At 68.2% G+C, this 12,746-nt stretch carries 11 protein-coding genes and 1 pseudogene; 9 read left to right on the plus strand and 3 right to left on the minus strand.

The genetic code is table 11. The annotated features are described in order from the left end of the window. The first annotated feature begins 5 nt into the window (after window positions 1-5). Window positions 6-263, plus strand: coding sequence for a hypothetical protein (locus FCU40_RS13365; RefSeq protein WP_168075517.1), 258 nt, complete (start codon window positions 6-8; stop codon window positions 261-263). Window positions 264-373: 110 nt separating this feature from the next. Here the strand turns inward: FCU40_RS13365 and nikR are convergent, their stop codons facing one another. After that, entirely contained in the window at window positions 374-850 is a 477-nt protein-coding gene (gene nikR / locus FCU40_RS13370; protein ID WP_168075519.1) for a nickel-responsive transcriptional regulator NikR, read from the minus strand. A gap of 169 nt (window positions 851-1,019) precedes the next feature. Here nikR and FCU40_RS13375 point away from each other — a divergent pair, with 169 nt between their 5' ends. After that, window positions 1,020-3,149 (plus strand): TonB-dependent receptor plug domain-containing protein, encoded by a 2,130-nt coding sequence (locus FCU40_RS13375; protein ID WP_168075521.1) that lies wholly within the window; start codon window positions 1,020-1,022, stop codon window positions 3,147-3,149. 5 nt (window positions 3,150-3,154) lie between these two features. Here FCU40_RS13375 and FCU40_RS13380 read toward each other — a convergent pair whose 3' ends face one another. Together FCU40_RS13380 and FCU40_RS13385 are read right to left on the minus strand one after the other, a co-directional pair. Beyond that, the gene (locus FCU40_RS13380) at window positions 3,155-4,720 is read right to left on the minus strand and encodes a DUF1501 domain-containing protein (RefSeq protein ID WP_168075523.1); all 1,566 of its coding nucleotides are present in this window, start codon (window positions 4,718-4,720) and stop codon (window positions 3,155-3,157) included. A 10-nt stretch (window positions 4,721-4,730) separates the two neighbouring features. Beyond that, the gene (locus FCU40_RS13385; protein WP_241693612.1) at window positions 4,731-6,467 is read right to left on the minus strand and encodes a DUF1800 family protein; all 1,737 of its coding nucleotides are present in this window, start codon (window positions 6,465-6,467) and stop codon (window positions 4,731-4,733) included. 415 nt (window positions 6,468-6,882) lie between these two features. Between FCU40_RS13385 and FCU40_RS13390 the strand changes: the two genes are divergently transcribed. The 7 genes and pseudogenes from FCU40_RS13390 to FCU40_RS13420 form a co-directional block, all read left to right on the plus strand. Continuing rightward, complete coding sequence (locus FCU40_RS13390) at window positions 6,883-7,482, plus strand: lytic transglycosylase domain-containing protein (protein WP_241693613.1); 600 nt, start codon at window positions 6,883-6,885, stop codon at window positions 7,480-7,482. Beyond that, window positions 7,479-7,793 carry a TrbC/VirB2 family protein gene (locus tag FCU40_RS13395; protein ID WP_168075527.1) on the plus strand — a complete coding sequence of 105 codons (315 nt, stop codon included), beginning with the start codon at window positions 7,479-7,481 and terminating at the stop codon, window positions 7,791-7,793. The genes FCU40_RS13390 and FCU40_RS13395 overlap by 4 nt, the downstream gene beginning before the upstream one ends. Then, window positions 7,790-8,074: a type IV secretion system protein VirB3 gene (locus FCU40_RS13400; RefSeq protein WP_168075529.1), complete on the plus strand. Its 285-nt coding sequence runs from the start codon at window positions 7,790-7,792 to the stop codon at window positions 8,072-8,074. Before FCU40_RS13395 ends, FCU40_RS13400 begins: the two co-directional genes overlap by 4 nt. Next, window positions 8,071-10,455: a VirB4 family type IV secretion system protein gene (locus FCU40_RS13405; RefSeq protein WP_168075531.1), complete on the plus strand. Its 2,385-nt coding sequence runs from the start codon at window positions 8,071-8,073 to the stop codon at window positions 10,453-10,455. The genes FCU40_RS13400 and FCU40_RS13405 overlap by 4 nt, the downstream gene beginning before the upstream one ends. Then, a complete protein-coding gene (locus FCU40_RS13410; protein ID WP_168075533.1) occupies window positions 10,455-11,615 on the plus strand; it encodes a type IV secretion system protein in 1,161 nt (386 codons plus the stop codon). The genes FCU40_RS13405 and FCU40_RS13410 overlap by 1 nt, the downstream gene beginning before the upstream one ends. Continuing rightward, the gene (gene virB9 / locus FCU40_RS13415) at window positions 11,612-12,388 is read left to right on the plus strand and encodes a P-type conjugative transfer protein VirB9 (RefSeq protein WP_168075535.1); all 777 of its coding nucleotides are present in this window, start codon (window positions 11,612-11,614) and stop codon (window positions 12,386-12,388) included. The genes FCU40_RS13410 and virB9 overlap by 4 nt, the downstream gene beginning before the upstream one ends. A gap of 14 nt (window positions 12,389-12,402) precedes the next feature. Next, window positions 12,403-12,746: pseudogene (locus tag FCU40_RS13420) on the plus strand (hypothetical protein); the annotation flags it as partial.

Below are 12,746 nucleotides of genomic sequence, written 5' to 3' on the forward strand. Positions count from 1 at the left end.
AGCCCATGCAAGCTCTTCTCCCGCGCCGCGTAGCGCTCTGGGCCGCCCTGGCCGTGAGCGCCAGCGTCCTGGCCGCCTGTGGCGGCGGCGGCGGCGGTCAGACCGCCGTCGTCACGCCTCAGCCAACTCCCAAGCTGGAAGACGGCTTCGGCGCCGGCTTTGGCAACCTGTTCCGGGCCAACGCCAACAGCGAACCGGTCAAGCCGATGACCAGCGACGTCAAGGCGGTGGATCCCTCGGCCGCCCCGACTCCGCTGCACTAGCTAGGGTAACGAGCGCGTTCGCGCGTTTTGGACCTGACGCGCTCTCGACGATCAGCCCCCTGGACGGCTCGCCCGTCCAGGGGGTTTTTCAATGTAGGCCTGACGGGCGTCTACCCCTGATGAGGCGTCAAATGCGCCCCCTCGTCGTGAACGTGACCTTCCCCGTCGTGGTCGTGGTGGTCGTTGGGCGTGACGCTGATCAGATTGATCGCGGCGAAACGCACGCCGCGCTCGGCCCTCACGGCGTCGGCGAACGCCCTCACCGCCCGACTGCCCCCCTTGAGCATGACGGTCTCCAGACAAACGTCATGGTCGAGTGGCGCGCGTGTGGAAGTAACGACAAGGTCGTGGTGGTCATGCTGCAGCTCGACCAGCCGCTGCGCCAGCCGCCGCGTGCCATGCTCGAAGATATAGGACAGGCTGGCCACGCAGTGGCCATCGGCCGCCTCGACCAGACGATGCCCGTCGACGGCCTGGCGCACCAGATCGCGGACCGCCTCGGATCGGCTCTGATAGCCCTGCTCGGCGGCCAACCGATCGAAATCCTCGGCCAAACGCTCGTCGAGCGAGATCGTCACCCGTTGCATCACGCCCTTCCGGCTGAATCAGGATCCCGGCGATCATAGCCGAACATGACCGGCTGAAGCCGAAATCCCCCTTCCGATCAGGGCTAGAAAATCGCGACCCGGGCGCCTCTGAAGTCCAAGGCCGCCGCGTATGCACATCGACATCAATGTTCATACGGGACCGCCCCACATGTCGTCCAAAGTCGCCGCCGCGGCCGCGCTGCTCATCGCCCCCGCGGCGTTCATCTCCGCGCCCGCCGCCCACGCCGAGGCCGCCGCCGTCGCGGCCCTGGCGACCAACACCGAGCCGGTCGAACTGCAATCGGTGATCGTCACGGCCAAGATCGACGAGAGCCTGGGCTCGGATCGTTCGGCCAGCGCGGGCGTTGTCGGCGGCGTGGAGCTGGGACAGCGCCCGATCCTGCGCCAGGGCGAGCTGCTGGAAGCCGTGCCCGGAATGATCGTCACGGCCCACACCAGCGGCGGCAAGGCCAACCAATACTATCTGCGCGGTTTCAACCTCGACCACGGCACCGACTTTTCCACCACCGTCGACGGCGCGCCGGTCAATCTCGGCTCCCACGCCCACGGCCAGGGCTATATGGACCTGAATTGGCTGATCCCCGAACTGGTCGCGGGCATTTCCTATCGCAAGGGTCCCTACTACGCCGACGCCGGAGACTTCTCGGCGGCCGGCAACGCCAGTATCGCCTATCTCTCCAGCCTGCCCGAGCGCTTCGTCACCGCCGAGCTGGGAACCGACTCTTACCAACGCCTGCTGCTGGCCGGCTCGGCCGATGTCGGTCCGGGCCGGCTACTCTACGCCGGCGAATACATCCACTACGACGGCCCGTTCCGCACGCCGGGGAACTATCGCCGCCCCAACGGGGTGATCAAATACACGGTCGGCGACGCCGAGCGCGGCGGCGGGCTGAGCCTGCAAGCCTATGAGGGACGCTGGACCGCCAGCGACCAGTTGCCGGAAGAGGCGCTGGCCACATTACCCGGCGGCCGCTTCGGCGCGATCGATCCTTCGAGCGCGGGATCCACCCATCGCTACGCCCTGACCGGCGAGTGGCACTGGGGCGACGGGACGGTCACCCACCAGGTTCAGGCCTATGCGATCCAGTACGGCCTCAACCTCTTTTCCGACTTCAGCTATTTCATCGACCAGGATCATGGCGATCAGTTTCGCCAGTTCGATCGACGCCTGATCCTGGGCGGCGCGGCGGTGACCACGGTCCAGGGCGACTATCTGGGCCAGGAAACGCGCGACGCGTTCGGCTTTCAGACGCGGAACGACACCGTCGATCTCGAACTGGACCACACCGAACAGCGCCATTTCCTGTCGCGCTACCGCCGCGACAGGGCCGTCATCAATCAGGCCGCCCTGTGGTGGTCCAACGACATCCGCTGGACGGGCTGGCTTCAGACCGAACTCGGCCTTCGGCTGGAGGCGTTCCACTTCCGAAACCGCGGCGACACGGCGGCGAATTCCGGCGATCTCAGCGTCGTGCGCCCCGCGCCCAAGCTTGGCCTGACCCTAAGCCCGAACCGCCATCTCGATGTCTACGCCCAGGCTGGGATCAGCTATCGCAGCAACGACGTGCGCGGCATCTTCGACACCGTTTCCTCTTACGACGGCGGCCCGGCGCCGACCCAGAAATCCAAACCCTTGGTGCGATCCGAAGGCGCGGAGATCGGCGCGCGGGTTAAGTCTGTCGGCGGCCTGACCAGCTCGGTGGCCTTCTGGTATCTACAAAGTAATTCCGAGCTCTTCTTCGCCGGAGACGCCGGCGCGAACGTCGACTCCGACCGCCCCGGCCAACGCTATGGCCTGGAGTGGAACAATATCTATCGCCCGTCCGACTGGCTGACGATCGACGCTGACTTCGCCGCCTCGCAGGCCTTCTATACGGACCATGACCGGGTGATCGGCGACCGCATTCCCGAGGCCATCAAGCGCTCGGCGTCGATCGCGGCGACCCTGCACGATCTGCCCGCCGCGCCAGGCCTGACCGCCAGCCTGCGGCTGCGCCACTTCGCGGCCCGCGACCTGATCGAGGACGGCAGCCAGAAGTCGCGCCCCTCGACCGTGGTCAATGGCCGCCTGACCTATCAGGCGAATGCGCGGCTGACCTTCGGGTTGGAGGCGCTGAACCTGTTCAATGTCAAATATAACGACGCGGAATATTACGACGCCTATCGCCTCAAGGGACAGCCGGCCAATCCCAGCAGCGACGACGGCAGCTATATGGGACACGTGATCCACGCGGGCGAACCCCGGGAAATCCGGGTGAGCGTGACCTCGAAGTTCTAACCGCGTCAGGTCGACATGAACCCGAGGTCGGCGGTCTTGAACGCCGGCAGACGCGGGAAGATGCGAGCCAGGTCGGTGCTCGAAACCCCGAACCAACGGCCGATCGTGGCCAGGTACTGGTCCACCGAGGTCGTCGGGATCAGCGCGTTGCCAGCCATGTCGGGATTGTTGAAACCACTGGCGGCGTCGTCCACTCCCACCGTCGGGAAGGTTCCGTAGATGTCGCCGCCCTTGACCGCGCCGCCCAGGATCAAATGGTGGCCTCCCCAGGCGTGGTCCGTGCCATCGCCATTGGTCGTGTAGGTGCGGTTGAAGTCCGAGGCGGTGAAGGTGGTCACGGCCGCGCCATAGCCTCGGGCCGTCATCTCGGTGTCGAAGTAGTTCAGAGCGTGGTCCACCTGGGCCAACAGCAGGCTCTGGCGGTCGTTCTGGCCGTCGTGGGTGTCGAACGAGCCGATCTGAACGAAGAACACCTGGCGATTGGGACCCAGCGCGCCGTGGGCGACGATGGTCTGGGCGACCGCGCGCAGTTGGTCCGCCAAGGGGTTGCCCGCGGTGTTCCCCGTGAGCGGGTTGACGAAAGCCGTCGGCGCGGTGACCGACGATCCAGCCAGCGTCGCGCTGAAAGCCGATGCCGTCGTGTTGGAGGTCACCACCGCGTCGGCATAGGTCTGGCCCAGCGCGTTGCCGTCGGCGTCATTGCCCAGCAGGGTCTCGCGCATCGCGGCCAGGAACGTCGGCGAGTTGTTGTAGCTGCCTGTGCGCTGCAGCAGGTCGATGGTCACGGCGCCGCCGCCGGCGGACCCGACCGAAATCCGGTAGGCCTTGACGGTCCCGCCGACCGGGAAACCCGTGAGGCCGGCGGTCGTGAACGAGGTGAAGTTGACGGCGGCCGCGTTGCCCGAGGCGGCGAAGACGTCGCCCATCTGGCCGCCCCAGCCCAGGGCCGCGTAGTCCACCTGCCCCGTCTGCCAGGCCTGTTGCTGGTCGCTATGCGAATAGAGCCTGGGCGGAATCTGCACGCCCGCGGTCGGCTTTTGATATTGGGCCTTGGTCAGCGGCGCCAGCAGCGAGCCGACATTGGCCAGGGCCGCCAGCCGCCCGGCCGAGAAGGCCTTGTGCATGTTGGGCATCAAGGGGTGCAGCGCGAAGGTGCGCGCGGCGGCGCCCGGCGCGGCGCCGGCCGCGAACTGCGGGGTCTTCGGGACGATAGGCAGCACGCCGCCCCAGTATTCCGGGAAGTTGGTCGCCGTGACCTTGCGGCTGGTGACGGCGTTGGTCGAGCCGATCGCCGTGGCGGGCGTGCCGGGCGGCATCAGGGCGATCGGCGAAGCCCCGCGGAACCGCGCCGTCCAGTAGCGCTTCCAGCTGACGTCGTCGGTGGGAAGCAGGAGGTTGTTCGAGTCGTTCCCGCCGACCAGGAACAGGCAGACGATGGCCTTGTAGTCCGTCTGGCCCGCCGTCGCCGCGGCGGCCCCCAGGCTGGACAGGTTCAGAACCAGCGGCCCCGCCGTCCCGAGGGCGGCCAGGGCCTTGAGGGCGTTTCGGCGGCTGAGCGTTTCGCGCGTCATGGTCCTGGCCTCAACGCTGGATCAGATAATCGGTGGAGACCATGACCAGGGCCACGGCGTTGCGGACTCGGTCGAGATTGACCTGGGCGATCTGCGCCGCGGTGGGCTTGGCCGCCGTGGTGGCCGTGGAAGCGATGACCGACAACAGGCGCTTGGCCAGCTTGTCGCCCATCTGGCCGCCAAACAACAGAAGGTCCAGACGTCGCGCCAGGCGCTTGGCGTCGACCATGCCCTGGGCGTCGACCAAGGCCAGCGGCTTGGCGTAGCTGACGGTGACGTCCTTGTTGCCCCAGTTGGCGGCCATCACGGTGGCGATGATCCTGTTGGCGTAGCTGGCGGTGGTCAGGACGTCCACGCCCTGGAACTCGGGCGCGACCTGCTTGGCCGCCGTGATCGGACCGCCCGGCGGCGCGAAATCCGGCATCCAGAAATTGAACACCGAGGGCGCTTGCAGCGGCGCCTGATTGAAGGCGGTCGGCGGGCTGAAGTCGTAGGGCTGTAGGAAATTGCCCGACGCCGACGTCGCCTCGAACGCGCGAAGCCAGTTGGCCAGACGCACGGTCGGTTCCCGCAGACGACCGTCGAATTCCCCGGGGCTGGACGGACGAGCCTCGGCGTCGGTCAGCACCGCGGCGATCACGGCCGCCAGATTGCCCCGCGTTCCGGTTCCGTCGTCGGCGAAGACCTTGGCCACCCGCCCGATATAGGCCGGCGTCGGGTTGCTCTTGACGAAGCGCTGGATCAATCGCCGGCCGATGAACGGCGCGACATTGGGATGATTGGCGATGGCGTCGAGCGCGAACTTCAGCCCCGCCACCTGATAGGCGCCCACGCTCTTGGCGACGCCGGCGGGCGGCGTCCACGCGGCGTAGGCCGGGAAGGTCACGCCCAGGAAGGTCTTGGAGAGCTGCGAGTGATATTGCGGATAGGCCATTAAAGGCTTGATGTCCGAGTCCGTATCGGCCGCCCGCGTGAAGGTCCCGCCCGTCGGCTTGGCGGCGGTATAGCCCCAGCCGGTGAAGATCTTGGCCAGTCCCGCGATGTCCGACGGGCCATAGGTCGGGATGGGCGCGCCGTTGGCGTCGACCTTCGGCGTGCCGTCCATGTTCAGCTGATAGAGTCCGATCGACATCAGCTGCATGATCTCGCGGGCGTAGTTCTCGTCCGGATGTCGCGAGGCGTCGTTGTCGGCCTGGATATTGCCGATGATGTTGAGATAGTTCCCCATCGCCGTCGACAGCGTGACGGCCTCGATGAGGTCGCGATAGAGCCCGAGGCTCCGCCCGCGCAGCATGTCGAAATAGGCCGCGCCCATACGCGGGGTCAGTTGCGAGCCCTGGAACGAGACGACGCAGATTTCCGAGAACGCGAAAGCCATCCGCAGGCGCAGCTGATCGCCGGCCGTCAGGGCGGCGGCCCAGAAGGCCTCCTGGAACTGGCCAACATTGGCCCGGGCCTTCTTCTTGGCGTCCGCCGCGTTGATCTCGGCGTCGCGGCGGTTCACCCAGTCGATGAAATGCGTCGCCGGATAGGCCAGCGCCGTCTGCGCCTTGAGCCACCCAAGCGGTGTCGTCGTCCTGAAGTCTGCGATGGCCGCGTCGTTGGATCCGAACGTGGCCTGGTTCAGAAAGCGCGCGGCGTCATAGTCCGCCTGGGTGGGATCGCCGGCTCCGCCCGCGCCCAAGACGCCGCCCGAACTCGCGGCCAACACCGCCACGGTCGCCGCCGCAGCGACGGTCGCTGCCACGACCGCTGTCGCGCCTGCTCCGTTCGAACCGCCCGAAGCCATCCCGACGCTCTCCCCCAGACCCAGAACGAAGCTCGTTCTTCCAAAGTGACGCTACGAAAACCACCAAACCCCTAACAGGCAATGGAAATCGTGGTTTTACCTACTTCAATCCTCCGCGAGTCCATCGCTCGGCGCATACTGCGTCCGGTCGTCGCGACTCGGCGGCGTCAGAGTCTGCAACGGACATTGACGCATGATCCGTCGCGAAGGTTGGAAGATTTCGTGACACGGCGCGACGGGCTAAACGTCGCAGACTCGTTGTAGCGGGCGCGCCTTGTCTCGGAAGACGGAACGGCGTGATATGCGAGAGGTAGCGTAGGGAGACGTGGTGGTCGCGACGGGGGTAACAGCACTGAGGCGACACCGTCGAGGTTTGGGCCTGGCGGTCGCGCTGGCGTCCTTGGCGGCGACGGCCGATGTCCGAGCCGGCGTGCTGGAAATCGACGACAGCGGCCACGTGCGGCGTTTCGACAGCCCCACCCAGTTCCTGGGCTCCGCCGCCGAGGCGCGCCCCATCGCCCCATCGCCCAAGACCGCGACCGCGCCGCCGCGCGATCGCCGAGCCGCCGTGGCCCTGGTCGACGCCGCCGCGACGCGACACGGCCTCAGCCCCGAACTGCTGCGCTCCATCGCGCGGCGGGAGTCAGGCTTAAATCCCGTCGCGCGATCGCCCAAGGGGGCGACGGGCTTGATGCAACTGATGCCAGGAACAGCGCGCGATCTGGGCGTGGACGCTCGGGATCCGGCCGCCAACGCCGACGGCGGCGCGCGATATTTCCAAGCGCTTCTGGCGCGCTACGACGGCGATATCGTCAAGGCGCTGGCGGCCTATAACGCCGGTCCGCGCGCGGTCGATCGTCACGGCGGTCCGCCGCCCTACGCCGAAACCAGAGCCTATGTCGACGCCATCCTCGAAAGGATGGCCCAGTCGGTCGCCCCGCGACCGCAATCTCCCGTGAGGATCGCGCCGTGACCAACACTCATCGCCTCCCGCTGATCGCGGCCCTTGCCTGCGCGGCGACGCCCGCCGCGGCCCAGAGCGTCGGCGCCAACCCCGCTGGCTCGGGACCGCTGATCGCCGCCCTGGAGTGGTTGCAAGGAACGCTGCTAGGCAATGTCGCCACCACGGCGGCCGTCATCGCCGTCGCGGTCGTCGGCCTGATGATGCTGACGGGGCGCATCGACTGGCGGCGCGGCGTCACCGTGATCCTGGGCGCCTTCATCATCTTCGGCGCGGTCGCCATCGTCTCGGGCATCCGTAGCGTCGCGACGGGCGTGCAATGAGCGGCCTCGGATCGGATCCAGTCTTCGGCGCCCTGACGCGGCCGCAGATGGTCGCCGGCGTGACCTACAGCTTCGCGATCTTCAACATGATCGTCACCGTCGAGGCGTTCCTGATCAGCAAGTCGTTCTGGTCGCTGCTGATCGCGCCGGTCCTGCATGTGGTCGGCTATCTCGGATGCCTGCGCGAACCTCGCTTCTTCGACCTGTGGATCACCAAGGTCAGCCGGTGCCCGCGCGTGCGCAACCACGCCTTCTGGCGGGCCAATTCCTACCGCCCATGACCGCTCGCTTCGTCAGCCTCGGTTTCGGATCCCGCCTCGCGCCGCGCGAGACCTCGATCGGCGAGCGCCTGCCCTATGCGCGCCACGTCGACGACCTGACGATCCAGACACGGGACGGTCTGCTGTTGCAGGTCATCAAGCTGGACGGCCTGCCGTTCGAGACGGCCGACGACGAGACCCTGACCTATCGCAAGCAGGTGCGCGAGACCCTGCTGCGCGGCGCGGCCAGCTCGCGGCTTTCGATCTATCACCATGTGATCCGCCGCCGCGTGGCGCCGCGCCAGGACCCGGTGCGGGCCGACGCCTTCACCGAGGCGCTGGACGAGGCCTGGCGCGAGCGGCTGACCGAGCGCCGACTGTTCGTCAACGACCTCTACCTCACCCTGGTCAGCCGGCCGCTGCAGGGCAAGGTCGGCTGGCTCGAGCGTCTGGCCCGCACGACCCCCGCCGCCGATGAGGCGCTGCGCCAGGATCTGCGCCGGCTGCACGGCCTGCGGGAGACCATGCTGGCCAACCTCTCGCCCTATGGCGCGCGCGCCTTGGGCCGCGTCCGTGAGCGCGGGATCGAGCGCTCCGAACCCTGCGCCTTTCTTTCCGAGCTGCTGAACGGCGAGCCGCGCGCCATGGCCACGCCCGTCGGCGACATCGGCGAGGCCCTGGGCGATCGACGTCTGACCTTCGGACTGGACGCCCTGGAGTTCGCCGCCGGCGGCGCCCGCCCCCGCCGGTTCGGCGCCCTGGTTTCATTGAAGGACTACCCCGCCCGCTCGACGCCCGGCATGTTCGACGGGATCCTGCGCCTGCCCTGCGAGATGGTTCTGACCGAGAGCTTCTCGTTCGTGGACCGCCAGGCCGCGCTGGATCGGATGGGCCTGGCCTTGCGCCGGCTGCGCGCGGCCGAGGACGACGCCTATTCGCTGCGCGAGGACCTGGCCGCCGCGCGCGACGAGGTCGGCGCCGGGCGCGCGGCGTTCGGCGAGCACCACATGAGCGTGCTGGTGCGGGCCGAGGACTTCGCCAGCCTGGACGCGGCGGTGGCCGACGTGCAATCCGCCTTCACCGAGGCCGGCGCCGTGGCCGTGCGGGAGGACGTCAATCTGGAGCCCGGCTTCTGGGCCCAGTTCCCAGGCAACTTCAAGTTCATCGCCCGCAAGGCCCTGGTCTCCGCCGCCAACTTCGCCGCCTTCGCCTCGCTGCACAATCACGCCGGCGGGCGAGCGGAAGGCGGACCGTGGGGCGCGCCCGTGACGGTGCTGGAGACCACCGCCCACGGTCCGTATCACTTCAATTTCCACAACGGCGATCTCGGTAACTTCACCGTCATCGGGCCCAGCGGCGCGGGCAAGACCGTGCTGATCACCTTCCTGCTCGCCCAGGCGCGGCGGTTCGCGCCGCAGATCGTCTATTTCGACAAGGATCGCGGCGCGGAGCCGTTCGTCCGCGCCGTGGGCGGTCGCTACGACGTGCTGCGTCCGGGCGAGGCCTCGGGCTTCAATCCTCTGCTGCTGCCCGACACGCCGGCCAACCGAGGCTTCCTCGGCGATTGGCTGGCGCAGTTGTTGGGCGGAGCCGAGCGTCTGGACGCCGAGGACCTGGCCATGCTGGCCGACGCGGTGGACGCCAATTTCGATCAACCGGCCGACCACCGCCGCCTGCTCTATCTGCGCGAACTGTTCCTAGGCGCGCGACGCCCGAAGGCCGGCGACCTGGCGGCGCGGCTACGGCCGTGGTGCGAGGGCGGAGAGCACGCCTGGCTGTTCGATAACCCCGCCGACCGCATCCAGCTGGACGAGGCCGTCTTCGGCTTCGACATGACCCGTATTCTCGACACGCCGCTAACCCGCACGCCGGCGATGATGTACCTGTTCCACCGCATCGAGCAGGCGCTGGACGGACGACCGACCATCATCGTCGTCGACGAGGGCTGGAAGGCCTTGGACGATCCGGTCTTCACCCAGCGGCTGAAGGACTGGGAAAAGACCCTGCGCAAACGCAACGGCGTGGTGGGCTTCTGCACCCAGAGCGCCTCGGACGCCCTGGAAAGCCGCATCGCCGCCGCGATCGTCGAGCAGGCCGCCACTCAGATCTTCCTGCCCAATCCCAAGGCCAAGGCGGCGGACTATATCGACGGCTTCGGCCTGACCCCGCACGAGTTCGAGCTGGTGCGGGCCCTGCCCGACACCTCGCGCTGCTTTCTGGTCAAGCAGGCCGATCATAGCGCGGTCGCCCGGCTGGACCTGAGCGGCCTGGACGAGGCCCTGCTGGTCCTGGCCGGCAACGAGCGGCGGGTGCGACGACTGGATCAGGCGCGGGCCGAAAAGGGCGATGACCCCGCCGATTGGCTTCCCGCCTACCTGGCCAGCGCCCGGGAGCGCCGCTGATGGACGTCTGCCGGGCCCCTCCCCCCGACGCCGGCGTCATCCGGGGCGTGCTCTCGACGATCGACTGTCACACGCGGGTCTACGCCCAGAGCGGCTACGACGCCTTGACGGGGCCGCAATCGGTCTTCCCGACGGCCCTGACTTTGCTGCTGACGATCTATGTGGCGCTGATCGGTTACCGCCTGCTGTTCGGGCTAGGCGGGACCCGGCTGACCGACGCGCCCCTGGCGGCGCTGAAGATCGGCTTCGTGCTGTCGCTGGCGCTGAACTGGAACACGTTCCAGACCCTGGTCTTCGACGTGACCATGAAGGCGCCGTTGCAACTGGCCCAGACCATCGGCGCCCCCGCGGCCGCCGGCGGCGCGGTGTTGGTCTCGGACCCCCTGGGCGGGCTGCAGGTCACCTATGACGAGCTGGCCCGAAGCGCCTCGGCGCTGGGCAAGCTGGCCGGTCCCAATCCCCAGGTGCTGCGCGGCGGCGAGGCGGCGGCGGCCGACGCCCTGTGGAAGGCGCAGACCGCGCTGTTCATGAGCACGGCGGGGATGCTGTCGATCGCCATCATCGCCGTCGGCGTCCTGTCGGCGACGGGCCCCCTATTCATCACGCTCGTTCTGTTCGAGAGCACGCGAGGTCTGTTCGCCGGCTGGCTGCGCGCCATCCTCGCCGCGGCCTTCGTGCCGATGATGTGCTGGACGACGACGACTTTGTTCCTCGTGGTGATCGATCCGCTTCTGGTCCGGCTGGCGCAGAGCCGAGAGGCCGGCTCGCCCGACGTCCAGGGCGCGATGATGGTCTCGGCGATCATCCTGATCTTCGCCGCCGCTCAAGTGGCGCTGACCGTCGGCGCGGCCGTGATCGCCGGAGGCTTCCAGTTCGCCAGCCGCCGGAACGCGCGCGACACGTCCGAGCGCCTGGGCGGGGCCCGGACCAGCGAGACGATCATCCTCTCCCGCGCCGAGCAACTGGCCCAGACCCTGCGCCGGACCGGCCCAGGCGCGGCGCCCGTATCGGTCGCCGCCACGCTCTCGCCCATTGTCGCCGTCGAGGGGCGCTCCGCCTCCGCGGCGCCCTTTCTAACGGGAGCGGCGCGGCGCGAGGACACCTATCGCCGGGACGCTTTCATGGATCGGTACCGCAAACTGACTGGAGATCGCCGATGAGACGGCAGGGGCTGATCCTCGGCCTGGCGACGGCCGTCCTGGCCGCGTCGATGTCCGTCGCGGACGCCGCGCCGGCGCAGACGACACTCGACCGCCATATCCGGATCGTCCGATACGTCCCGGACCAGGTCACGCGCCTTGACTGCACGCTGGGCTATGTCGTGACGCTCTATCTCGGCGCCGACGAGCGGATCGAGAACGTGGCGATCGGCGACAGCCTGGGCTGGCAGATCACGCCGAACCGGCGCGCGCGCGTCCTGTTCATCAAGCCCAACGAGCGGGCGGCGGTCACCAACATGTCGGTGGTGACGAACCTGCGCAGCTACGATTTCGAACTTCGCGCGCATCCGGCGTCGCGGGGACGCGATGGTCAAGCCCTGTATACCGTCCGCTTCGACTATCCGGAGCCGGTCGCCGTGGCGGTCGAGGCGCCGCCCCCTCCGCCGCCGCCGCCGGAGCCGCCCAAGGACGTCAACCACGCCTACAGCTTCAGCGGCTCGGCCAAGGGCCTGCCCACCCGGGTCTTTGACGACGGGCAATCGACCTATTTCGTGTTCGCGGAGGGCGCGGACTTTCCCGCGATCTTCGCCGTCGATCCCGACAACAAGGAAGCGGTGGTCAATATCGCCCAGCGCGACGGCTATGTGGTGGTCGACCGGCTGGCTTCGGCCTTCGTGCTGCGCCGAGGCGAGTTGACGACCCGCATCATCAACGACGGTTATCGGGAGGACGCCGGCCAGCCCAGCGCGCTCTCCCCGCACAAGAAGCGATGACGAGGCTCTTTTCCATGCGTGCGTCAGACAAGCCGGCCGACACCGATCTCGACAGCCCGGTCCTGGACCGGCTGGCTTACGAGCCAACGGCCGTCAGCCGCCGCGATTCCCCGTGGGGTCCCGCCTTGGGCATTGTCGGCGTTATCATCCTGGGTTTCGTCGTCTACACCTCGCTGAGCCATGCGCGCGAGACGAGCGCGGCCAAGCGCTCGTCGGTCGCCTACCCCACGGAAGCCACGCCGCGCGCGGTCGCCTCGGCCCTGCCGTCGCCCGCCGTTGCTGGCGGCGACGTGGTCCAGCAGGGCCTGCCCGCCCCCGCCGGTCTGCCGACCGCGTCCTCGCCGGCCATCGCCACGAC

This window comes from Caulobacter sp. SSI4214, from assembly GCF_012184455.1.
Lineage (GTDB): Bacteria > Pseudomonadota > Alphaproteobacteria > Caulobacterales > Caulobacteraceae > Caulobacter > Caulobacter vibrioides_E.

What these genes read in the sequence shown, in the direction of transcription:
- FCU40_RS13365 (WP_168075517.1), top strand. Translation starts at nt 6, where the DNA reads ATGCAAGCTCTTCTCCCGCGCCGCGTAGCGCTCTGGGCCGCCCTGGCC.
- nikR (WP_168075519.1), bottom strand. Translation starts at nt 850, where the DNA reads ATGCAACGGGTGACGATCTCGCTCGACGAGCGTTTGGCCGAGGATTTC.
- FCU40_RS13375 (WP_168075521.1), top strand. Translation starts at nt 1,020, where the DNA reads ATGTCGTCCAAAGTCGCCGCCGCGGCCGCGCTGCTCATCGCCCCCGCG.
- FCU40_RS13380 (WP_168075523.1), bottom strand. Translation starts at nt 4,720, where the DNA reads ATGACGCGCGAAACGCTCAGCCGCCGAAACGCCCTCAAGGCCCTGGCC.
- FCU40_RS13400 (WP_168075529.1), top strand. Translation starts at nt 7,790, where the DNA reads ATGAGCGGCCTCGGATCGGATCCAGTCTTCGGCGCCCTGACGCGGCCG.
- FCU40_RS13405 (WP_168075531.1), top strand. Translation starts at nt 8,071, where the DNA reads ATGACCGCTCGCTTCGTCAGCCTCGGTTTCGGATCCCGCCTCGCGCCG.
- FCU40_RS13410 (WP_168075533.1), top strand. Translation starts at nt 10,455, where the DNA reads ATGGACGTCTGCCGGGCCCCTCCCCCCGACGCCGGCGTCATCCGGGGC.
- virB9 (WP_168075535.1), top strand. Translation starts at nt 11,612, where the DNA reads ATGAGACGGCAGGGGCTGATCCTCGGCCTGGCGACGGCCGTCCTGGCC.